Source organism: uncultured Pseudomonas sp. (assembly GCF_943846705.1).
GTDB lineage: Bacteria > Pseudomonadota > Gammaproteobacteria > Pseudomonadales > Pseudomonadaceae > Aquipseudomonas.
Window position 1 is genome coordinate 1,454,658 of record NZ_OX044366.1, and the last position, 21,971, is coordinate 1,476,628.

At 61.8% G+C, this 21,971-nt stretch carries 17 protein-coding genes; 10 read left to right on the forward strand and 7 right to left on the reverse strand.

All coding sequences use genetic code 11. From position 1 onward, the window contains the following. Positions 1-4: 4 nt before the first annotated feature. Complete coding sequence (gene dibA, locus Q0V31_RS06940; protein WP_298186074.1) at positions 5-2,296, reverse strand: phosphodiesterase DibA; 2,292 nt, start codon at positions 2,294-2,296, stop codon at positions 5-7. 167 nt (positions 2,297-2,463) lie between these two features. On the opposite strand from dibA, the gene desA reads away from it, so the two are divergent. The 7 genes from desA (at position 2,464) to sulP (ending at position 9,503) form a co-directional block, all read left to right on the forward strand. Continuing rightward, positions 2,464-3,651 (forward strand): delta-9 fatty acid desaturase DesA, encoded by a 1,188-nt coding sequence (desA, locus tag Q0V31_RS06945; protein WP_298186076.1) that lies wholly within the window; start codon positions 2,464-2,466, stop codon positions 3,649-3,651. A gap of 525 nt (positions 3,652-4,176) precedes the next feature. Further along, entirely contained in the window at positions 4,177-5,490 is a 1,314-nt protein-coding gene (locus tag Q0V31_RS06950; RefSeq protein ID WP_298186078.1) for an OprD family porin, read from the forward strand. 218 nt (positions 5,491-5,708) lie between these two features. Beyond that, entirely contained in the window at positions 5,709-6,032 is a 324-nt protein-coding gene (locus tag Q0V31_RS06955) for a metalloregulator ArsR/SmtB family transcription factor (RefSeq protein WP_298186080.1), read from the forward strand. Continuing rightward, positions 6,032-6,463, forward strand: coding sequence for a YeeE/YedE family protein (locus tag Q0V31_RS06960; RefSeq protein WP_298186084.1), 432 nt, complete (start codon positions 6,032-6,034; stop codon positions 6,461-6,463). Before Q0V31_RS06955 ends, Q0V31_RS06960 begins: the two co-directional genes overlap by 1 nt. Positions 6,464-6,465: 2 nt before the next feature. Then, positions 6,466-6,900: a DUF6691 family protein gene (locus Q0V31_RS06965; RefSeq protein ID WP_298186086.1), complete on the forward strand. Its 435-nt coding sequence runs from the start codon at positions 6,466-6,468 to the stop codon at positions 6,898-6,900. 34 nt (positions 6,901-6,934) lie between these two features. Then, entirely contained in the window at positions 6,935-7,792 is an 858-nt protein-coding gene (locus Q0V31_RS06970) for an MBL fold metallo-hydrolase (RefSeq protein WP_298186089.1), read from the forward strand. Next, positions 7,782-9,503 (forward strand): SulP family inorganic anion transporter, encoded by a 1,722-nt coding sequence (gene sulP / locus Q0V31_RS06975; RefSeq protein WP_298186091.1) that lies wholly within the window; start codon positions 7,782-7,784, stop codon positions 9,501-9,503. The genes Q0V31_RS06970 and sulP overlap by 11 nt, the downstream gene beginning before the upstream one ends. A 7-nt stretch (positions 9,504-9,510) precedes the next feature. Here sulP and mgtE read toward each other — a convergent pair whose 3' ends face one another. Next, positions 9,511-11,154 (reverse strand): magnesium transporter, encoded by a 1,644-nt coding sequence (mgtE, locus tag Q0V31_RS06980; RefSeq protein ID WP_298186094.1) that lies wholly within the window; start codon positions 11,152-11,154, stop codon positions 9,511-9,513. Between the two features lie 113 nt (positions 11,155-11,267). Then, the gene (gene aguA, locus Q0V31_RS06985) at positions 11,268-12,374 is read right to left on the reverse strand and encodes an agmatine deiminase (protein ID WP_298186097.1); all 1,107 of its coding nucleotides are present in this window, start codon (positions 12,372-12,374) and stop codon (positions 11,268-11,270) included. 433 nt (positions 12,375-12,807) lie between these two features. Between aguA and Q0V31_RS06990 the strand changes: the two genes are divergently transcribed. Then, positions 12,808-14,517: an amidase gene (locus Q0V31_RS06990; protein ID WP_298186100.1), complete on the forward strand. Its 1,710-nt coding sequence runs from the start codon at positions 12,808-12,810 to the stop codon at positions 14,515-14,517. Between the two features lie 95 nt (positions 14,518-14,612). Here Q0V31_RS06990 and Q0V31_RS06995 read toward each other — a convergent pair whose 3' ends face one another. The 4 genes from Q0V31_RS06995 to Q0V31_RS07010 all read right to left on the reverse strand — a co-directional run bounded on the left by Q0V31_RS06995 (position 14,613) and on the right by Q0V31_RS07010 (position 19,480). After that, complete coding sequence (locus Q0V31_RS06995; RefSeq protein WP_298190942.1) at positions 14,613-14,801, reverse strand: ribosome modulation factor; 189 nt, start codon at positions 14,799-14,801, stop codon at positions 14,613-14,615. Positions 14,802-14,988: 187 nt separating this feature from the next. Then, positions 14,989-16,569, reverse strand: a complete 1,581-nt coding sequence (gene gshA, locus Q0V31_RS07000) for a glutamate--cysteine ligase (protein WP_298186102.1) — start codon at positions 16,567-16,569, stop codon at positions 14,989-14,991. A gap of 203 nt (positions 16,570-16,772) precedes the next feature. Then, entirely contained in the window at positions 16,773-17,159 is a 387-nt protein-coding gene (locus Q0V31_RS07005; RefSeq protein WP_298186105.1) for a PaaI family thioesterase, read from the reverse strand. After that, on the reverse strand, positions 17,156-19,480 hold the full coding sequence (locus Q0V31_RS07010) for a Tex family protein (RefSeq protein ID WP_298186108.1): 2,325 nt from the start codon (positions 19,478-19,480) through the stop codon (positions 17,156-17,158). Before Q0V31_RS07010 ends, Q0V31_RS07005 begins: the two co-directional genes overlap by 4 nt. 225 nt (positions 19,481-19,705) lie before the next feature. On the opposite strand from Q0V31_RS07010, the gene ompR reads away from it, so the two are divergent. Continuing rightward, complete coding sequence (gene ompR, locus Q0V31_RS07015) at positions 19,706-20,440, forward strand: two-component system response regulator OmpR (protein ID WP_298186111.1); 735 nt, start codon at positions 19,706-19,708, stop codon at positions 20,438-20,440. A gap of 150 nt (positions 20,441-20,590) precedes the next feature. Next, positions 20,591-21,904, forward strand: a complete 1,314-nt coding sequence (locus tag Q0V31_RS07020) for an ATP-binding protein (RefSeq protein WP_298186114.1) — start codon at positions 20,591-20,593, stop codon at positions 21,902-21,904. Positions 21,905-21,971 lie beyond the last annotated feature (67 nt).

Genomic DNA, 21,971 nt, shown 5'->3' on the forward strand with positions numbered 1-21,971 from the left:
ATGCCTAAGTCCTTAGCGTGTCTGGGCGTGATGCCAATGGTGCGGCCAGTTGCTCTGCAGGTTGAGGATGCCCGAAATAATAGCCCTGCGCATGGTCGCAACCGAGTTGCTGAAGCAACTCGACTTGCTCGGGCCGTTCAATGCCCTCGGCCAGTACCTTGAGCCCCAGGCTGTGGCCGAGGCCGATGACCGCGCGGGTGATGGCTAGATCGCTCGGGTCATGCGGCAGACCGCGGACAAAGCTTTGGTCGAGTTTGAGCTTGTGCACCGGCAGGCGCTTGAGGCGTGCCAGGGAACTATAGCCGGTGCCGAAGTCATCGATGGACAAGCGTATGCCGAGTGTGCGTAAACGTTGGAGTAAGGCCAGCGCCGCATCGGGATTGTCCATCACCGCGCTTTCAGTCACTTCCAGCTCCAGGCAAGCGGGGGCGAGGCCGCTATCGTGCAGCACCTCAGCCACCCGCTGATCCAGCTCACCACGGCTGAATAGACGGCTGGAGACGTTCACCGCGACAAACTTCGGCGCAGTGCCTGCGCGTTGCCAGGCAACCATCTGCCGGCAACTGTGCTCTAGCACCCAGGCATCGATTGCGCCGATCAGCCCGGTTTCTTCGGCCACCGGGATAAATTCGCCGGGTGCTACCAGGCCACGCTGTGGATGCTGCCAGCGCACCAGCGCTTCGACGCCGATCAGTTCCCGGCTGCCCAGGCAAATCAGTGGTTGGTAGTAGACGCGCAGCTCCTGATGGTCGAGGGCATGGCGCAGGGCGCTGGCCAGCTCAACGCGCTGGCGTGCTTGGGTAGTCAGCTCCTGGCTGTAGAACGCATAGTTCTCGCGGCCGCTGTTTTTGGCCTTGAACAGCGCCGAATCGGCATTACGCAATACCTGGCCGACATCGTTGGCGTCGCCGGGGTAGAGGCTGATGCCGATGCTGGCCGTGATAAACAACTCCTGATGGCTGACCTTGAAGGCCGGGGTCAGACAAGCCTGTAGACGTTGCGCCATCACTGCGGCCTGCTCGGCGCTGCGGCAGCTCTCGTCGAGCAGGCCGAATTCGTCGCCGCCCAGGCGCGCCAGAGTCATGCGTTTACCGAGTTGCTGGCTAAGACGCTCGCCGACGTCCTTGAGCAGCAGGTCACCGATGCTGTGGCCGAGGCTTTCATTGATGTGCTTGAAGTGGTCGAGGTCGATCAGCAACACCGCGCCAGATTGCCCGTCAATGCGCGTGCGCTCCAGGGCTTGCTCGACGCGTTCGGTAAACAGTAAACGGTTGGGCAGGTTGCTCAGTGGGTCATGGTGCGCCAGGTAGTCGAGCTCGCGTTGCGAGCGTTTCAGCGCGCTGATGTCGGAGAACACCGCCACGTAATGGCTGATCTCGCCCTGTTCATCGTGAATCACCCGAATGCATTGCCATTGCGGGTAGATCTCACCGTTCTTGCGCCGGTTCCACACCTCGCCGCTCCACGCCCCGCGATTTTGCAAAGCCTGCCACAGCTCACGGTAGAAGCTTTTGTCGTGTCGCCCGGACTGCAGCATGCTGGGCAGCTGGCCGAGGATCTCCGCCTGGCTGTAGCCCGTAATGCGGGTAAACGCCGGATTGCAGTGGACGATGTGCTGCTGGGCATCGGTGACCAGCACGCCTTCTTGCGTAGCGTCGAACACCGCAGCGGCCTGGCGCAGACTGTCGTCGTCCTTGCGCCGCTGGCTGACGTCGCTGGCGGTGCCGAGCAGGCGTTCAGGCTGGCCCTGTTTGTTGAGCAACAGACGCCCGCGCAATTGAATCCAGCGGTAGCTGCCGTCCTGGTGCAGCAGCCGATAGCTGACATCGTAGGGGGCGATGCAGAGCGTACTCAGACGCCGCTGGATATTACGCTCGAACGTCACGCGGTCATCGGGGTGCAAGCGCTGCTTCCAGTGCTGCGGATCATCGCCCAGGGCCTCGGGGTGAAGACCCAGTAGGGCGGCATAGCTGGGGGAAAAGTAAACCGTCTGGGTTTGCAGGTCCCAGTCCCAAATCCCGCCATCGGCGGCCTCCAGCGCTTGGTGCAAGCGCTTTTCACTGCGCTGCAGGGCTTGATGCACCTGCAGTTGGTGCTGCTGGTGGCTGCGCAGGAGCGAGTGCAGCAGGGCGGCCATAAACACTACAAATGCCAGCCCCTTGAGCAGCTGTGCACGCTCCAGCTGGGGCAATGACAGGCCCAGGGCGATCAGCAAAGCGTCGCTGAAAAACACCCAAAGTCCTGCGGCCAGCACATAGGTGAGGGTCAGGCGCCAAGGGCTTTGTGGGGCATTCATGGGCGTTAAATCAGTCCTTTTTCTAAGGCAGGCAGTTTAGAGGTGGAGCGGGGGCGGCATTCTTATGCGAAAGACCAACTGGTTTTCTGATCTGGGTCAGGGATAATGCTCGGCGGCGTGTGCTAAAAAACGGCAGCGTCTTTCCTTCTGCACGAGGCACACGATTCATGTGGTACAACGGTTTTCTTGATCTGTCGGTCTGGCAGCTGGTCGCGCTCACCCTGCTGCTGACGCATGTGACCATTGTCAGCGTCACGGTTTATCTGCACCGCTACTCGGCGCACCGCTCACTGGAGCTGCATCCGGCGCTGAAACACTTCTTCCGTTTCTGGCTGTGGCTGACCACGGCGCAGAACACCCGCGAATGGACTGCGATTCATCGCAAGCATCATGCCAAATGCGAAACCGTTGATGACCCACACAGCCCAGTGATCAAAGGCCTGGGCACCGTACTGCGCACGGGGGCCGAACTGTACGCCGAAGAGGCGAAGAACCCGGAAACCCTGCGGATCTACGGCAAGAACTGTCCGGAAGACTGGGTCGAGCGCAATGTCTATTCGCGTTTTCCGGTCGGCGGTATCGTCATCATGGGGGTGATCGACCTCGCCCTGTTCGGCGTGCTCGGCATGACCGTATGGGCGGTGCAGATGATGTGGATCCCGGTATGGGCGGCTGGGGTGATCAACGGCCTTGGTCATGCGGTCGGTTACCGCAACTTTGAATGCCGTGATGCCGCGACCAACCTCGTGCCGTGGGGCATTCTGATCGGCGGCGAAGAGCTGCATAACAACCACCACACCTACCCAAACAGCGCTAAGTTGTCGGTGAAGAAGTGGGAGTTCGACATGGGTTGGTTCTGGATCAAGCTGTTCAGCCTGCTTGGCCTGGCCCGCGTGCAGCGCGTTGCACCGATCGCTCACCGGGTGGAAGGCAAGCGCAGCCTGGACATGGACACCGCCATGGCCATCCTCAACAACCGCTTTCAGATCATGGCGCAGTACCGCAAGCTGGTGATCGCGCCGCTGGTGCAACAGGAACTGGCCAAGGCCGATGCCTCGGTGCGTCACCACTTTCATCGGGCCAAGCGCTTGCTGTCGCGTGAGCCGAGCCTGCTCGATGATGGTCACCATGCGCGCATTCAGCGCATGCTGGAGCAGAGCCAGGCACTCAAGGTGATCTACGAAAAGCGCCTTGCCCTCCAGCAGATCTGGGTCAAGACCAGCAGCAATGGCCACGACATGCTCGAAGCGATCAAACACTGGATTAACGACGCCGAAGCCAGTGGTATTCAGTCACTGCGCGAGTTCGCCGAACAACTGAAAACCTATTCGTTGCGTCCGGTTAGCGCCGCTTAATCCAGCACCTGCTTGTAAAAACCCGCCTGTCGGCGGGTTTTTATGGTCTGGAATTCAGGGCGGTCGTGCTTTGAGGTGTCTGGCGGGAATCCGCCCCTTTGTGTTTCGACATAGGCAAGAAGCCGCTTATTTGTGCCCCCTGCGGACCTTTTTAGATTTTTCTGGGGGGCTACAGAGCCTTGTAATACCACGCTTGGCGAGCGGCTGGGGGTAGCTGGCACAGTATCTGCCTAAGACAGCGCATAACGGCCGGGATCATCGGCCGACAATAACAATGAAGAGACATGCACCATGATCTGTACCTGCCCGCTGTTATGCCCTGGCTCCCCAGTTCGCGCTAACTGCCTTCACGCGCTCACCTAATTTTGTTTATTGCCCGGCCGGCCTCTGGCTGGAGGATATGTTCGTCTGCCAATCGCCTGGCCCTGCAGTAAACCCCGAATTCGCTGCGCGCCTGCCGCTTCACTGGCTGAAGCCTGTTAGCGCATCGATATGCCACCCACACACACAACTGGAGAAATCATAATGAGAAAGACCTCCCTAGCCTTGGCCGTTGCGGCCAGCACCTTGGGCTTGTCTCTGAGTCAGGCGGCGTTTGCCGATTTTATTGGCGACAGCACGGCCACCTTGGAAGCGCGTAACTTCTATTTCAACCGTGACTTCCGTCAGGGCAACACCAATACTCCGACGCCGAAGCAGTCGAAGCAGGAAGAGTGGGCGCAGGGCTTTATTCTGCGCGCAAACTCGGGCTTTACCGAAGGCACTGTGGGCTTCGGCGCTGATGCCATTGGCATGTTCGGCTTCAAGCTGGACTCCGGTGACGGTACTGCCGGTAGCGGTTTGCTGGTTGCGGATAAGTCCTCCGGCGGCTCGCAGGACAACAACTCCGATTTGGCCGTCGCGGCCAAGGCGAAGATCTCCAATAGCACCCTGCGCGTTGGTCAGATGCAGTTCAAGAACGCCGCCATCGCCTCCAGCGACGGTCGCTTGCTGCCACAGGTATTCGAGGCCGGACACCTGGTTTCCCAGGAAATTGACGGCTTGATGCTTGAAGCGGCGCACATCCGCGAAGTGAACAACCGTAACTCCAATGACTACGAAGACATCTCTATCGCCAATAGCTTCACTAAGGGTACTAAGGGCGCTAGCGACAAAGTAGGCGCTCGTGGCATTCGCCTGAGCAGTGGCGCCGCCACCGATTCGTTCGACTTTATCGGCGGTACCTACAAGCTCACTAAAGACCTGACGGCTGGCTACTACTATTCCAACCTGGACGAGTTGTACAAGCAGCACTCTTTCAACGCCGTGCATGTACTGCCGCTGGGCGACAAGCAGAGTCTGAAGACCGACCTGCGTTATGCGCGCTCCACCGATGACGGCAACCGCAGCAACGTCGACAACAGCGCCATCGGCGCCATGGTCACCTACGGTCTGGGCGGCCACGCCTTCGGTCTGGGTTACCAGAAGATGAGCGGCGACACCGGTTTTGCCTACATCAACGGTACCGATCCGTTCCTGGTCAACTATGTACAGATCAGTGACTTTGCCAACAAGGACGAGAAGTCCTACCAGGCGCGTTACGACTTCAACTTCGCCTCCATCGGTATTCCGGGCCTGACCTTTATGACCCGCTACCTGACCGGCGACAACGTCGACCGCGGCCGTAACCTTTCCGAAGGTAAGGAGTGGGAGCGCAACACCGAGCTGATGTATGTGTTCCAGGAAGGTGCGTTGAAGAACCTCGGCGTGCGCTGGCGCAACGCGGCTGTGCGCTCGAACTTCGCCAACGACATCGACGAGAATCGCCTGATCGTCAGCTACACCCTGCCACTGCTGTGATCTAGCGCGTGGTAAGGCTGAGCTGTTGAATCCAGCTCAGCCAGCACAGAAAAACAAGCCCGGACTGCGTTCCGGGTTTTTTCTGCGTGCGATTTATCCGCGGTCAATCGACGAGGTATTGCTGGCCAGAGTCTGGTGGATGTTGATGGGGTGGACGAGGGCTTGCCATTCAATATATAAAAAGATAGATTGTTTTTGTCTTAATTGAACTGCCTATTATGAAAGCCGACGAAGTCTCACTCGATATCCAGCAGCTACGCGCCAATGCCGATGCGGCAGGGCAGTTGCTTAAGGCCCTGAGCAATCCAGACCGCCTGCTGTTGCTGTGTCAGTTGTCCCAGGGCGAGCGCAATGTCAGCGAGCTGGAGGCGCTGCTCGGTATTCAGCAGCCCACCTTGTCCCAGCAGTTAGCCGTGCTGCGCCGTGAAGGCTTGGTGGAGACCCGGCGCGAGGGCAAGCTAATCTACTACTGCATCAGCAGCCCGGCGGCGTTGGCGGTGATCAACACCCTCTATCAACTGTTCTGCGCAGGTACCGAATAATGACGATTGATTGGTACAACTTCACGCCCTGGAGCGCCTTGGCGGGCGGCACGCTGATCGGCTTGGCGGCGAGCCTGTTTGTCGTGATGAATGGCCGGATTGCCGGTATTAGCGGGCTGCTCGGCAGCCTGCTGGGGGCGGGTGAGGGGCGCGGCGAGAAGGCCCTGTTTCTCCTCGGCATCCTGCTCGCGCCACTGCTCTGGCAGCTTTTCAGTGTGTTGCCCGTGATTGAAATTCACAGTGGCTGGCTGACGCTGACTGTTGCCGGTTTGCTGGTCGGTATCGGCACCCGTTATGGCTCGGGCTGCACCAGTGGCCACGGCGTCTGCGGCTTATCGCGGTTATCGCCGCGTTCACTGGCGGCTACCTTGAGCTTTATGGCCGCCGGCTTCGCCACGGTATTTGTTCTGCGTCATCTGTTGGGGGGCTGAATATGCGCAAATTGATGGCGTTTCTCGCCGGAGTAACCTTCGGCATTGGCCTGCTGACGGCCGGCATGGCTAATCCGGGTAAAGTATTGGCCTTCCTCGATCTGAGCGGTGCCTGGGATCCTTCCTTGGCGCTGGTGATGGTCGCGGCTATCGGCGTGGCGTTCTTGCCGTTTAGTTGGGCGCGGTTGCAGCGCACCAGCCTGCTCGGCGCGCCGATGCAGTTGCCCGGCAAGCGCGAATTGGATCGCCGGCTGATCGGCGGCAGCCTGCTGTTTGGCATAGGCTGGGGGATTGCCGGTATCTGCCCTGGGCCGGCCGTGGCGCTGCTGCTGACGGGGCGTTGGCAGGTGCTGTTGTTCATGGCGGCGATGCTGCTGGGCATGTTGGTGTTTACTGCGCTGGAGCAGCGTTCGGCCGCGTTTGTACGCGCAAAATGAGCGCGCTATCAATACCTAATGGAGGCCCTCGGCCGTGAATATTCAGGCGTTTTTCGATGCGGCCACTTCGACCTACAGCTATGTCGTCAGCGATCCGAGCACGGCACAGTGCGCGATTATCGACTCGGTGCTCGACTACGACGCGGCGGCTGGACGCACCAACTATGCCAGCGCCGATAAGCTGATTAGTTACGTGCGCGAGCAGGGCCTGAGCGTGCAGTGGCTGCTGGAAACCCACGTGCATGCCGATCATCTTTCCGCTGCGCCCTATCTCAAGGCTGCGCTGGGCGGACGCTTGGCGATTGGCGAGCAGATCCGCGTGGTGCAGAACACCTTCGGCCAGTTGTTCAATGCCGGCCCGGCGTTTGCGCTCGATGGTCGCCAGTTCGATCAGCTGTTGCAGGATGACGAGGTTTTTCAGATCGGCACGCTAAACGCCCGCGCGCTGCATACCCCCGGGCATACGCCGGCCTGCATGACCTACCTGATTGGCGATGCCGCGTTTGTCGGCGACACCCTGTTTATGCCGGACTACGGCACCGCCCGTTGTGACTTCCCCGGCGGTGATGCGCGTACTCTGTATCGCTCGATTAACCGATTGTTTGCCCTGCCCGGCAGCATCCGGCTGTTTATGTGCCACGATTATCTGGCCCCGGGGCGCGAGCAGCATCGTTATCAAACCACTGTGGCTGAGCAGCGTGAGCACAACGTGCATGTGCATCAAGGTGTTGCTGAGGACGATTTTGTCGCCATGCGCCAGGCGCGTGATGCCACCCTGGGGATGCCGGCGCTGATGTTGCCGGCGGTGCAGGTGAATATGCGCGCCGGTCATTTACCGCCCGCCGAAGCCAATGGTGTGCGCTACCTCAAGGTTCCATTGAATGTCTTATAAGTGGCCGCTGCTGAACACCGTACGCGACTACAACCGCAGTCAGGCGAGCCGCGATTTCTTGGCGGCCTGTTTAATTTGCCTGTTATTGGTGCCGCAGGCGTTGGCCTACGCGCAGCTGGCCGGGCTGCCGGCCGTGGCGGGGATGTATGCGAGTATTTTGCCGTTGGTGGTGTATGCGCTGATCGGCGCAAGCCCCGGCGTGGCCTTGTCATTCGGCCCGGTGGCTGTGTTGGCGCTGATGACTGCGGCGGCATTAGCACCGATCGCCGCAGCCGGCACTGCGGCTTACAGTGCCGCCGCCGTAGGGTTGACCCTGCTGGTGGGCGTCTTGCTGTTGCTCATGGGCCTGCTGCGGCTGGGTTTTATTGCCAATTTCCTCAGCCACCCGGTGATCTCCGGGTTTGTCAGTGGCGCCGCGGTGCTGATTGCCGTGAGCCAGCTGCGCTATCTCCTCGGCGTATCAGCCGATGGTCTGACCCTGCCGCAGGTGCTGCCTGCGCTATATGAGCAGTTGGCGGCGGTGCATCGCCCGACGCTGTTGTTGGGCGTACTGAGCCTGGTGTTGCTGGTGCTGCTGCGTAACCTGAGCCTGTTAGGCGTGCCGGCTGCTTGGGCGTTGCGGGTGAAACAGCTGAGCGCCTTGCTGGTGATGTTGGTGGCGATGGCCCTGGGGGCGTTGCTGCAGCTGGAGGCTTATGGGGTCAAGGTGGTGGGGCAGGTGCCGGTCGGGTTACCGACGCTGGGCCTGCCGAACCTGGAGCTGGGCCTGCTGCGTGAGTTGCTGCCGGCCGCGTTGTTGATTGCTCTGGTGGGGTTTGTCGAGTCCATTTCTATTGCCCAGAGCCTGGCCATGCGCAAGCGCCAGCTGATCAGCCCTAATCTGGAGCTGTTGGGTCAGGGGGCGGCCAACGTGGCCTCGGCCTGCAGCGGCGGCATGCCGGTGGCGGCGAGTTTTTCCCGCTCGGCGATGGCGCGGCAAAGCAATATGGCCACGCCATTGGTGGGTATTTTTGCGGCGGGGTTGATGTTGGCTGCAGTGCTTGGCTTGGCCCCGGTATTACAACACCTGCCGCAAGCGGTATTGGCCGCGAGCATTCTGGTCGCGGTGCTTGGTCTGGTGGATGTGCCGACCTTGCGCCACACCTGGCGCTATTCCAAGGCTGAAGGCGGCGCGCAGCTGGCCACTTTTTTTGGTGTGCTGCTGCAAGGCGTTGAGGCTGGCATCATGCTTGGCGTCGTGCTGTCGCTGGTGTTGTTTCTGTGGCGCACCAGTCGGCCGCATATGGCGGTGGTGGGGCAGGTGCCGGGTAGTCAGCATTTTCGCAATATTCAGCGCTATAAAACCGTGCAGAGCCCCAGCGTGCTGTCGTTGCGGGTGGATGAAAGCCTGTATTTCCCCAATGCCCGTTACCTGGAGGCGCGCATCGGTGAGCTGATTGCGGTGAGCCCTGAAGTACGTCATCTGGTACTGATGTGCTCGGGGGTTAACCAGATTGATGCCAGTGCCCTGGATACCTTGGAGGCGATTGCCGAGCAGCTGCGCAGTGCCGAGGTGCAACTGCACCTGTCCGAAGTCAAAGGCCCGGTGATGGATCGCTTGCAGCGCTCGGACTTCCTCGAAAGCTTTGGCGGCCAGGTGTTTCTCAGCCAGTACCACGCGCTGTGCACGCTGGATCCGGTGTGTGCCGTGCGCGCACTGACGCCGGAGTAGCCGGCGTCTAGAGCAGCAGGATGGTGGCCAGGCCAAGGAAGGCGAAGAAGCCGACGACATCGGTCACCGTGGTCAGAATCACGCTGCCGGCCAGTGCCGGATCGATGCCCATGCGATCCAGCACCAGCGGTATGGCCCAGCCCGCCAGGGCGGCGCACAGCAGGTTGAGCAGAATCGCCGCGCCCAGTACCGCGCCTATCCCCCAGTTGCCGAACCACCACACGGCAAGCAGGGCGATGACCACCGACCACAACAGACCGTTGAGTATCGAGATGCCCAGCTCGCGGTTGAGCAGGATGTGGATATTACCTTTCTGCACTTGGCCGAGGGCCAGGCCGCGGATCACCAGCGTCAGGGTCTGGCTGCCGGCGATGCCGCCCATGCTGGCGACAATCGGCATCAGCACGGCCAAGGCCACCAGTTGCTCAAGGGTGGCTTGAAACAGGCCAATCACCCAGGCAGCACTGAAGGCCGTCAACAGGTTGATACCCAGCCACACTGCGCGGCGGCGTGAACTGACCAATACGGGGGCGAAAATATCGGCTTCATCGTTCAAGCCAGCCATGTGCATCAGGGCGCGGTCGGAGTCTTCGCGGATCAGGTCGATCACATCATCCACGGTAATGCGCCCAAGCAGCCGGTTGTGCTCATCGATCACCGGCGCGGAAAGCAGGTCGTGGTCCTGGAATAGTTGGGCCACTTCGTTGCCGCTGGTGGTCACGGCGATGCCGGCGATGTCGTGATGCATCAGCTCGCTCACCCGCTGGTCGAGTTCGGCGGTGACCAGCTCGCTCAGGCGCAGGGCGCCCTGGTAGTGACCTTTACGGTCGACCACCATCAACAGGTCGGTTTGCGGCGGCAGGCGCTCGAGCAGGCGCAGGTAGCGCAGCACGGCGCTGGCGGTGACGTCGGCGCGCACCTGAATCGGGTCGGCGTTCATCAGGCCGCCGGCCGAGTCCTCTGGGTAGGACAACATCGATTCGAGCTGCTGGCGTTGCGCGGTGCTGCTGGCATGCAGTAACTGGTTGCCCAGTTCGGCAGGCAAGGCCTGGATCAGGTCGACGCGGTCATCCAGCTCAAGCTCGGCGGTGGCGGCGATCAGGTCTTCCGGGTCGAGTTCCAGGGCCAGCGCGGTGCGGATTTCGTCATGCAGGTAGGTGAGCACTTTGCCCGCCCGCTCGGTTTCCACCATGCTCCAGGCACGATGACGCTCCTCAGGTGGCAGGGCTTCCAACAACCCGGCGACTTTGGCCGGGTGCATGCGGTGCAGCACCTTGCCCAGGCGTTTCAGCTTGCCCTGAGCCAGCGCCTGGCGCACCGCTTCCAGCTGGCTGCTCGGGGCGTTGTCTGCCTCATCATGGGGTGTCAGGCTGGCTTCGGCCGAATCCCCGGCCAACTGCGTCCGCAGGCTGGGGCTCAGGTGAGGCAGGATGCGTTCTTCCAGCTCGAGCCCCGTCTGTTGCCAGAGCTTCAGACGCTGTTCGGCATCCAGCAACTCCAGCAGCGCGGCAATCTTGCCGGGGTGCATGCGCGCGAGCAGTTTGCGCACGCGTTTGTTCTTGCCGCTGGCCAGCGCCTGGATGATGGCGTTGGTGTCCGTGCGGCTGTGCTGGTGCGGGTTATGGCTGGAAGGCGGCGAGGGTGATTTCATGGGAGTGAGAATAACACTCGCGCTGTAGCGCAGGAATTTGCGTGTGCAGGGCCGCGAGTGTCACGTGCCGAGCGGCTGCTGGCAAACGCCCGGCAAGGGCCGGGCGTTTGCGCTTAACCGTGCTGCGGTGCGGGTTGCTGCTGGGTGATGCAGTGGATATTGCCGCCACCCAGGAGAATCTCCCGCCCCGGCACCATCACCACGCGATGCTGCGGGAACAGGCGCTGGAGAATCTCCTGCGCTTCGGCATCCTTGGGGTCGTCAAAGCTGGGGGCAATGATGCCGCCGTTGACGATCAGGAAGTTAACGTAAGAGCCGGCCAGGCGGATCGAAGGATCGCGCTCTTGGCTGTCGGCGACCCAGTCGACGCCCGCGCATTCTTCTTGCGTGGCATGCAATGGGCCGGGAATCGGCATTTTGTGCACAACCAACTGACGGCCCTTGGCATCGCGGACGTTTTCCAGCACGCGCATGGCGGCCTGGCAGCGCGGGTAGTTGGGGTCGTTGGCGTCGTCGGTCCAGGCCAGCAGCACTTCGCCGGGGCGCACGTAGCAGCAGAAGTTGTCGACGTGGCCGTCGGTCTCGTCATTGAACAGGCCGTCCGGCAGCCAGATCACCGTGTCGATGGCCAGGTGCTCGGCCAGGTACTGCTCAATTTGCTCGCGGTTCAGGTGCGGGTTGCGATTCGGGTTGAGCAGGCATTCCTCGGTGGTGATCAGGGTGCCTTGACCGTCGACGTGGATCGAGCCGCCTTCGAGGATCAGCTCATCGGTGCGGTAGCGCTGCTGGCCTTCGATTTGCAGAATCTTGCGTGCTACCTGATCGTCGCGCACCCAGTTGGCGTACAGGCCGCCATTCAGGCCGCCCCAGGCGTTGAACGCCCAGTCCACCCCGCGCACTTCGCCGCTGTTGTTGGCGACAAAGGTTGGGCCGGTGTCACGCACCCAGGCATCATCGGTGCTGATTTCGACAACGCGAATATTGGTGTGGGCCAGGCGCTCGCAGGCGTTTTCGTACTGCCCGGCGGAGGCGCACACGGTCACCGGTTCGAATTCGGCAATCGCCCTGGCCACGGCGCTAAAGGCAGCCTGCGCCGGCTTGCCACCCAGGCGCCAGTTGTCTGGGCGCTCGGGCCAGACCATCCACGTTTGGCTGTGGGGTTCCCACTCGGCAGGCATGCGGAAACCATCGGCGCGGGGTGTGGTATTCAGGGCTGTCATAGGTTCACCAAAGTACGAAACAGGCTTAGTAGGCAGAGGGCAAGGTATTGCATGGACTGGCACCTGACCGTGCGGCGAATGGCGTTTATCTGGCGCTGGCGCTGCGCTGTCACGGTAGCACTGCATGCAAGAACAACATCAATGCGTTATTTATATCCGATAAAAATCGGTCTTTAAAGGATTAACTACTTTATTTTCAGAATTTTAATCGATTAATATCAAATATAAATCCGCTAAGCGCTGCGCAAATGCCTGTAATGCGCGCATGCTATCGGCAACGACTTCGGCTTAGCCCGAGGTCACTCTCAGCTCTGGCTGGGTCACGCTGTGAAACGAGGAACGATATGCGAGCCGTCTCGGTGACACCGAATGCCCCTGATCTCACGCTACAGTGCAAGCACTGCATAACCCACCGGCAGCCAGTGGTGACCACATGATCGAAGTAACCGAAGTTTCCATTGCCGAGTTGCGCGCCGCGCTCGAAGCCGGCCAAACCACAGCCGTCGAGTTGGTGCAGGCCTATCACGCGCGCATCGACGCCTATAACGGCGCCGACACAACCAGCGCACTTAACGCCGTGGTGGTGCGCAACCCAGATGCGCTCAAGGAGGCCGAGGCCTCCGATGCGCGCCGCGCCCGTGGCGAGAGCCTTGGCCCGCTCGATGGTATTCCCTATACCGCCAAGGACAGCTACCTGGTCAAAGGCCTCACCGCCGCTTCCGGCAGCCCGGCCTTCAAGGAGTTGGTCGCCCATCGCGATGCCTTCACCATCGAACGCCTGCGCGCTGCCGGGGCCATCTGCCTGGGCAAAACCAATATGCCGCCGATGGCCAACGGCGGCATGCAGCGCGGCGTTTATGGCCGCGCGGAAAGCCCGTATAACGCTGACTACCTCACCGCGCCCTTCGCCTCTGGCTCATCCAACGGTGCCGGTACCGCCACCGCCGCCAGCTTTGCCGCGTTTGGTCTGGCCGAAGAAACCTGGTCGAGCGGTCGCGGCCCGGCGTCCAACAACGGTCTGTGCGCCTACACGCCGTCACGCGGGGTGATCTCGGTGCGCGGCAACTGGCCGCTGACGCCGACCATGGACGTGGTGGTGCCCTATGCCCGCACCATGGCCGACCTGCTCGCTGTACTCGACGTGGTGGTGGCTGAAGATCCGGACACGCGTGGCGACCTATGGCGACTGCAACCTTGGGTGCCCATCCCCAGTGTCAGCAGCGTACGCCCAGCTTCCTATGCCGAACTGGCCGCGAGCCCTGAAGCGCTGGCCGGTAAACGCTTCGGTGTGCCACGCATGTTTATCAACAAGGATGAGCTCGCGGGTAGCAGCGAAGCACCGGGCATCGGCGGTCCAACCGGCCAACGCATTCATACCCGGCCCACGGTGATCGCCCTCTGGGAGCAGGCCCGCACAGCGCTGGAAGCCGCCGGAGCGGACGTCATCGAGGTCGACTTCCCGCTGGTATCCAACTGCGAAGGCGACCGCCCCGGCGCGCCAACCGTGTACAACCGAGGCATCGTCAGCCCTGAGTTTCTGCATGACGAATTGTGGGAGCTCTCAGGCTGGGCCTTCGACGATTTCCTCCAGGCCAACGGCGACCCTAAGCTCAACCGCCTGGCTGACGTTGACGGCCCGCAGATCTTCCCGCATGACCCCGGCACCCTGCCCAACCGTGAGGGCGACCTGGCCGCCGGCATGGATGAATACGTCAAGATGGCCAAGCGCGGCTTGAAAAAATGGGACGAGATCGAAACCTTGGCCGACGGCCTGCGCGGGCTGGAGCAAACGCGTAAGCTCGACCTCGAAGACTGGATGGACAGCCTCGGCCTCGACGCCGTGCTGTTCCCCACCGTCGCCGACGTCGGCCCAGCCGATGCAGACGTGAACCCGGCTTCGGCAGATATCGCCTGGAGCAACGGCGTCTGGGTGGCCAACGGCAACCTGGCCATCCGTCACCTGGGCGTGCCCACCGTCACCGTGCCGATGGGCGTGATGGCCGACATCGGCATGCCTGCCGGTCTGACCTTCGCCGGCCGCGCCTATGACGACTCGGCGTTGCTGCGCTTTGCGGCGGCGTTTGAGGCGACTGGTTCGAAGCGTGTGGTACCACCCCGCACGCCGCCATTGCCTCGGCGCTGAAATGCAAGCGGGGTTGGCGCTAAAGCGTCAACCCCGTTGGTGGCCTGTCTGCCCCGCAGCAAGCAGGAGTCTGCCGCTTAATCCTGTAAGGCGAGTCAGGCGCTGTGGCGATTATGCAGTTCGAATTGTTCGTGGCCATCGTCCCAGCCTGCTTCCCAGGCGGCGATCAATACATCGGCGGCGAGCGCGCGTGGAGTGTTGGTTTGCCCGGTTAGCCCGGCCATGTAGCCCTGCTGGTAAGCCTTGTTGAGGCTTTCCAGGCTCCAGTGCTGGTCATCTTCCATGTTGAGGTTGGCGCAGGCCATAGCGGCAGCTCGCAGTTAATTCACCTGTGCAATGCTAGCCGCATAGGCCGAACGAGACTGCGCCGCCGATCCCGCTTTTGCCACCGCTGGCAGTTTATGTGATGCAGTTGGCAAAGTGCCGGCGGGGTCACGCCGGCACTGGCCTGGGCCTTAAGGCTGTTGCTGTTTAAACCGCCGGTGCGAGGATGCTGGCCTGATAGGCTGCGGCAAAGCTGTCGAAGTCGCCTTCTTCTTGGGCTTCTATCTCGGCCTGGGCTTGCAGTGACTGAGCCGCGCGGGCTTCGAAGCTCGCCTGTTGCTCGGCGCTTAATGGTTGGCTGCGGAAGTACTCGGCGTGCAGTTTGCTCTGGCGCATGGCGAACTCGCTGAAGTTCAGGCCCTGTTGCAACTGTGCGAGCACTTGCGCGGACGGCGTCAGACTGGGGTCGACGACCTTAGCCTGTTGTGCCTGCAAGGCTTGGCGGTGGGTGTTGCCGCCCTGGTTCTGGTCGAGCAACTCGGCCAGCGGCAGGATCTGCTCAAGCAGTTCGCTGGCCCAGGTCTGCAGCGCCACCGGCTGAGCATCGCGCTGCAGTTGCAGGCCTGGACGCCGACCTTCCTTGACCACGCTGAGGAAGTTATCAGTGCAGGTATGGCACTCATCGCTCTCCAGCAGCGGGCTGTCCTGCATGGCACAGAACAGCAGGAAAGCATCGAGAAAGCGCGACTCGGTCAGGTCGATGCCCACCGGCAGGAACGGATTGATGTCCAGGCAGCGCACTTCAACATACTGCACGCCACGGGCCATCAGCGCCTGGATAGGGCGCTCACCGCTGTCGGTTACGCGCTTGGGGCGGATGTTCGAGTAGTACTCATTTTCGATCTGCAGAACGTGAGTGTTCAGCTGCAGCCATTCGCCATCTTTTTTCGCGCCGATATCGACATAGGGCGGGTAAGGCGTGCCGACGGCCAGGCGCAGGCTGTCGGTGTAGCTCTGCAGGTCGTTGTAGCAGGGGGTCAAATCAGCCTGGGCATTGCTCTGGTAGCCCAGGTCGCTCATGCGCAAGCTGGTAGCGTAGGGCAGGTAAAGCGTCTCGGCGTCGAGTTCTTCAAGCTGATGCGGATTACCGCGCATAAAACTTTTATGCAGGGCCGGCGAGGCACCGAATAGGTACATCAAGAGCCAGCTGTAGCGGCGGAAGTTACGGATCAAGGCGATATAGCGCGCCGATTGGTAATCGCGTGCGCTGCTGGTGTCGCCCTCCGCCTGCTGTTGCAGCTGCCACAGCGCTTCCGGCAGGGAAAAGTTGTAATGGATGCCGGCGATGCATTGCATGGTCTTGCCGTAACGCAGCGCCAAACCCTTGCGGTAGACGTACTTGAGCTCGCCGATATGCGAGCTGCCGTAGCGCGCGATAGGGATCGTCTCTTCGTCCGGCAGCGCGCACGGCATCGACGGGCTCCACAGGTATTCGTCGTCGAGCTTGCTGTAGGCGAAACGGTGAATCTGCTCAAGCTCAGCCAGGGTCGCTGCCGGATCAGCCACGGCCGGGGTGATGAACTCCAGCAGCGATTCGGAATAATCGGTGGTGATCTGCGCGTGCGTCAGCGCCGAGCCGAGGGTTGTCGGGTGCGGGGTCAGGGCGAGCTGAGCGTCGCTGTCGACGCGCAGGCATTCGCGCTCGATACCGTGCAGGCACTGGGACAGCAGGGGGAGGTTGGCCGGCTCAGCCAGGAGGGTCATGCGGCGGGAAAGAAGGTCGCTCAAGGTGGTTTCCTAGCTGGCAGGTGCCGAATATGTGAGGCAATTTGCACAATATGGGGTGCGTGTCTGCACTCTTCAAGTGGTGAGAGTTTACCCGCAGTGTCCTTGAGCGGATTGGCCAGAGGCGTCATGCGCCACCGGCCCAGATAACCGTTCTGCGGATTATAGCTGCGGCTAACCGCAGCTATGCATCTGGTCATGGCGGCTCAGAGGCAGGCGAAGGTGCCTTGCGCCTTGGCGATCAGCTTGTCTTCCTGCCATACCTCGGCTTCGACCACCTGGGTGCGGCGACCGGCGTGCAGCACTTTGGCGTGGCACAGCACGTTACCTTCAGCAACCGGGCGAATGTAGTTGATCTTGCACTCCAGGGTGACACTGCTCGGGCCTCCATCCCCAAGGCTGTGGCTGGCCTGACCCATGGCGGTGTCAATCAGCGAGAACAGCGCACCGCCATGCAGCTTGCCGTGTAAGTTGCGCAGCTCGTCGGTGAGGGTCAGGCGCACACGTGCCTCGCCGCCGCCGACCTGCAGAATATTCAGGCCGAGCAGGCGGGAAAAGGCGCTGCTGGTGCCGGCAGAGCTTGAGTCACTCATTTTTTCAACTGCTTGGCATTGGCAAACAACGCTGCCATGCCGCCGTTGGCCGGGGCGGGCTTATCTTGGCTGGAATGGCGCTCGCTGCGCGGCGCATTGCCGGCCGGCTTACCGCCGCGTGCACCGCCGCGTGGGCCTTCGACCTTCTCGCCGGGAGTGTCGCCCATGCGCATGGACAGGGCGATGCGGTTGCGCGGGATGTCGACTTCCATCACCTTGACCTTGACCACGTCGCCGGCCTTGACCGCCTCGTGCGGGTCTTTGATGAACTTCTCCGACAGCGCGCTGATGTGCACCAGGCCGTCCTGATGCACGCCGATGTCGACGAAGGCACCGAAGTTGGTCACGTTGGTCACCACGCCTTCGAGCATCATGCCGAGCTTAAGGTCGTTAAGGGTTTCTACGCCTTCCTGGAATTCGGCGGTCTTGAACTCCGGGCGCGGGTCGCGGCCGGGTTTTTCCAGCTCACTCAAAATGTCGCCGATGGTCACCAGGCCGAACTTGTCATCGGTGAACTGCTTGGGGTCGAGGCGCTTGAGAAAACCCGAGTCGCCGATCAGCGAGCGGATATCGCGGCCGGTATCGGCGGCAATGCGCTGCACCAGCGGGTAGGTCTCCGGGTGCACGGCGGAGGCATCCAGCGGGTTGCTGCCGTTCATCACGCGCAGGAAGCCGGCGGCCTGTTCGAAGGTTTTGTCACCCAGGCGCGGCACCTTAAGCAGCTCGGCGCGGCTGTTAAACGCGCCGTTGGCGTCACGGAAGGCGACGATGTTCTGCGCCAGCGTGGTGTTCAACCCGGAGATACGCGCGAGCAAGGCGGCGGAGGCGGTGTTCACATCGACGCCGACCGCGTTTACGCAGTCCTCGACCACCGCATCTAGCGAGCGCGCCAGCTTGAGCTGCGACACGTCGTGCTGGTACTGGCCGACACCGATGGATTTCGGGTCGATTTTCACCAGCTCGGCCAGCGGGTCCTGCAGGCGGCGGGCGATGGACACCGCGCCGCGCAGCGACACGTCCATGTCCGGGAATTCTTTGGCGGCCAACTCGGACGCCGAGTACACCGAGGCGCCGGCTTCAGACACCATGACCTTGGTCAGATTCAGCCCTGGCAGCTTCTTGATCAGCTCGGCGGCCAGCTTGTCGGTCTCGCGGCTGGCGGTGCCGTTACCGATGGAGATCAGGTCAACGGCATGCTTGGCGCACAGCTTGGCCAGAATCGCCAGGGTGCCGTCCCAGTCATTGCGCGGTGCGTGCGGGTAAACCGTGCTGGTTTCCAGCACTTTGCCGGTGACGTCGACCACCGCCACCTTGCAGCCGGTGCGCAGGCCCGGATCGAGCGCCAGGGTGGCGCGCGGCCCGGCCGGGGCGGCCAACAGCAGGTCATGCAGGTTACGGGCAAAGACGTTGATCGCCTCGGCTTCGGCGCCTTCGCGCAGCTCACCGAACAGGTCGGTTTCCAGGTGGGTGTAAAGCTTGACCTTCCAGGTCCAGCGCACCACTTCGCCCAGCCATTTGTCCGCAGCGCGGCCGCGCGCGCTGATGCCAAATCGCTCGCCGATCATGCCCTCGCAGGGGTGCATGGCACCGGGGGTGTCATCGCCGACCTTGAGGCTGGCGCTGAGGATGCCCTCGTTACGGCCACGGAAGATCGCCAGGGCACGGTGCGAGGGTGCGCCCTTGAATTTTTCGTCGTGCTCAAAGTAGTCACGGAACTTGGCCCCTTCGTTTTCTTTGCCGGGGATCACGCGGGCGCTGAGGATGGCATGGTCTTTCAGGTAGCTGCGCAGGCTGGCGAGCAGATTGGCATCCTCGGCAAAGCGCTCCATGAGGATGTACTTGGCACCTTCGAGCACGGCCTTGATATCGGCAAAGCCTTTTTCCGCGTCGATAAAGCGCTCGGCTTCGGTTTCCGGGGTCAGGCTTGGGTCGTTGAACAGGGCATCGGCTAACTCGCCCAGACCAGCTTCCAGGGCAATCTGGCCCTTGGTGCGGCGCTTCTGCTTAAACGGCAGGTAAAGGTCTTCGAGGCGGGTTTTGGTTTCGGCCAAATTTATTTCGCGGGTAAGCTCGGCGGTCAGTTTGCCCTGCTCCTCGATGCTGGCGAGGATGCTGGCGCGGCGGTCGTCGAGTTCGCGCAGGTAGCGCAGGCGCTCTTCGAGGTTACGCAGTTGCGTGTCATCCAGGCTGCCGGTGACCTCTTTGCGGTAGCGCGCGATAAACGGCACGGTTGAGCCTTCATCGAGCAGCGCCACGGCGGCGGCGACCTGTTGCGGGCGTACGCCCAGTTCTTCGGCGATGCGGTTGTTGATGCTGAGCATATAAAAAGCTACCCACACGGATACGAAAAACCGGCCACGCAGACCACGGGCCAGACACGAAAGCCGCGCATTATAAACACTGCCCGCCAGTGCACCGGGAACCGTACTGGGAAAAATCTGCTAACAATGGCCTGCACGTCGGCTGCGGCTCCTGAGCCATAATGCTGGCAATTGCACACTGCCAGCGCGTCCGCGCCCGGCGGATGCCTGGTCAAGGAGCCCTGAATGAGCAGCACTGCACTTCCTGTTGAAGGCGAAAAAATCCTTATCGTCGACGACGACGCCCGCCTGCGCCGCTTGCTTGAGCGCTTCTTCGACGAGCAGGGCTACCGCGTGCGCGCTGTGGAAAACGTCGAGCAGATGGACCGCCTGCTGTCGCGTGAACTGTTCAACTTGGTGGTGCTGGATCTGATGCTGCCGGGCGAGGATGGCATGTCCGCCTGCCGCCGCCTGCGCGAAGCAAACAATCAGGTGCCGATCATCATGCTCACCGCCAAGGGCGATGAAGCCAGCCGGATTCAGGGCTTGGAGATCGGCGCCGACGATTACCTGGCCAAGCCGTTCAACCCGCGCGAGTTGCTGGCGCGGATCAAGGCTGTGCTACGCCGCCAGGCGCCGGTGGTGCCGGGTGCGCCGGGCAGCGAAGATGAAAGCGTGAGCTTCGGTGAGTACGAATTGTCCCTGGCCACCCGCGAACTGAAGAAGGGTGACGAGGTGCACATGCTCACCACCGGTGAGTTCGCCGTGCTCAAGGCCCTGGTGCAGCACGCGCGCGAGCCGCTGACCCGCGACAAGCTGATGAACCTGGCCCGTGGTCGTGAGTGGGATGCGCTGGAGCGCTCCATCGATGTACAGATCTCGCGGCTGCGCCGGCTGATCGAACCGGACCCGTCCAAACCGCGCTATATCCAGACGGTCTGGGGCGTGGGTTATGTGTTTGTGCCGGACGGTAATAAATAACAGGCCGCTGAAAAACTACCTACGTTGCCGATACGGCGTTAAAAACAGGCTCGGAATGCTCATTTACAGCTCGTAAACTCCGCTTCCTCGCCTGTTTTTGCCTTGCCTCGGCTGCCTCGCCTACATTTTTCAACGGCCTGATAACCTGCCATGAAAACCCCGCTGTGGTTCCCGCAAAGCTTCTTCGCCCGCACCTTGTGGCTGGTGCTGGTGGTCGTGCTGTTCTCCAAGGCGCTGACCCTGGTTTATCTGATGATGAACGAGGACGTGCTGGTTGACCGCCAGTACAGCCACGGCGCAGCGCTGACCTTGCGCGCCTATTGGGCGGCAGACCCGGAAGACCGCGCCACCATTGCCGAGGCCGCCGGGTTGACGCGGGTGCCGCATGAGCAGGTGCCGGCCACCGAGCAGCACTGGCCGTATAGCGAGATTTTTGCGCGGCAGATGCAGACCGAGCTGGGTCCGGAAACCGAGGTTAGGGTGCGCGCCAAGAGCCCGCCGGCGCTCTGGGTGCATGCGCCGGCTTTGGGTGATGACTGGCTGAAAGTGCCGCTCTACCCGCATCCGCTGCGTGGCCAGCGCATCTGGAGCGTGCTCGGCTGGTTTCTGGCCATCGGTTTGCTGTCGACGGCGGCCGCCTGGATTTTCGTCAGCCAGCTGAATGCGCCGCTGAAGCGCCTGGTGTTTGCCGCCCGGCAACTCGGCAAGGGCCGTAGCGTGCGCTTGCCGATCAGTGATACGCCGAGCGAGATGGCCGAGGTGTACCGCGCCTTCAATCAGATGGCCGAAGACGTCGAGCAGGCCGCCCGCGAGCGTGAGCTGATGCTCGCCGGGGTGTCGCATGACCTGCGTACGCCGCTGACCCGGCTGCGCCTGTCGATGGAGTTTCTGCACACCGATTCGGAGCTGACCGAAGACATGGTGCGCGATATCGAGGACATGGACGCGATCCTCGACCAGTTCCTCGCCTTTATCCGCGATGGCCGTGACGAACCGCTGGAACAGCTCGATCTGCTTGAGCTGATCCGCGAAGTGGTCGCGCCCTACAACCAGAAGCAGGAAATGGTGCGGCTGTGCCTGGAGCCTGTACCGGCCTTTCCGCTGCGCCGGGTGTCGCTCAAACGCTTGCTGGTCAACTTGATTGAAAACGCCCTGCGCTACGGTGGCAATGCCGTAGAGGTGGCGGTTTCGCTGTCGGGTGATCACAGCGCGCCCTACGTGGTGCTGAGTGTGCTCGATCGCGGCCAGGGGATTGATCCGGCTGAGCTGGGCAGCATCATCAACCCCTTTATTCGCGGCGACCGCGCCCGTGGCGGCCAGGGCGCGGGGTTGGGGCTGGCCATCGTCAAGCGCATCGCTGCATTGCATGGTGGCAGTGTCGAATTGCGCAACCGCTCAGGCGGCGGACTAGAGGCGCGGGTCTGTCTACCGCTGGGTTTGCTGTTACCGCGCGACGCGGTGTAGAAACCTCTGGCATGCTGTGCCTGTAACGCTGAACTATGCTTCAACGGCGCCATGACATGAGGTCAGC

What these genes read in the sequence shown, in the direction of transcription:
- sulP (WP_298186091.1), top strand. Translation starts at nt 7,782, where the DNA reads ATGTCTTATAAGTGGCCGCTGCTGAACACCGTACGCGACTACAACCGC.
- Q0V31_RS06950 (WP_298186078.1), top strand. Translation starts at nt 4,177, where the DNA reads ATGAGAAAGACCTCCCTAGCCTTGGCCGTTGCGGCCAGCACCTTGGGC.
- desA (WP_298186076.1), top strand. Translation starts at nt 2,464, where the DNA reads ATGTGGTACAACGGTTTTCTTGATCTGTCGGTCTGGCAGCTGGTCGCG.
- Q0V31_RS06990 (WP_298186100.1), top strand. Translation starts at nt 12,808, where the DNA reads ATGATCGAAGTAACCGAAGTTTCCATTGCCGAGTTGCGCGCCGCGCTC.
- Q0V31_RS07010 (WP_298186108.1), bottom strand. Translation starts at nt 19,480, where the DNA reads ATGCTCAGCATCAACAACCGCATCGCCGAAGAACTGGGCGTACGCCCG.
- Q0V31_RS07005 (WP_298186105.1), bottom strand. Translation starts at nt 17,159, where the DNA reads ATGAGTGACTCAAGCTCTGCCGGCACCAGCAGCGCCTTTTCCCGCCTG.
- Q0V31_RS06955 (WP_298186080.1), top strand. Translation starts at nt 5,709, where the DNA reads ATGAAAGCCGACGAAGTCTCACTCGATATCCAGCAGCTACGCGCCAAT.
- ompR (WP_298186111.1), top strand. Translation starts at nt 19,706, where the DNA reads ATGAGCAGCACTGCACTTCCTGTTGAAGGCGAAAAAATCCTTATCGTC.
- Q0V31_RS06995 (WP_298190942.1), bottom strand. Translation starts at nt 14,801, where the DNA reads ATGGAAGATGACCAGCACTGGAGCCTGGAAAGCCTCAACAAGGCTTAC.
- mgtE (WP_298186094.1), bottom strand. Translation starts at nt 11,154, where the DNA reads ATGAAATCACCCTCGCCGCCTTCCAGCCATAACCCGCACCAGCACAGC.
- Q0V31_RS07020 (WP_298186114.1), top strand. Translation starts at nt 20,591, where the DNA reads ATGAAAACCCCGCTGTGGTTCCCGCAAAGCTTCTTCGCCCGCACCTTG.
- aguA (WP_298186097.1), bottom strand. Translation starts at nt 12,374, where the DNA reads ATGACAGCCCTGAATACCACACCCCGCGCCGATGGTTTCCGCATGCCT.
- Q0V31_RS06965 (WP_298186086.1), top strand. Translation starts at nt 6,466, where the DNA reads ATGCGCAAATTGATGGCGTTTCTCGCCGGAGTAACCTTCGGCATTGGC.
- Q0V31_RS06960 (WP_298186084.1), top strand. Translation starts at nt 6,032, where the DNA reads ATGACGATTGATTGGTACAACTTCACGCCCTGGAGCGCCTTGGCGGGC.
- dibA (WP_298186074.1), bottom strand. Translation starts at nt 2,296, where the DNA reads ATGAATGCCCCACAAAGCCCTTGGCGCCTGACCCTCACCTATGTGCTG.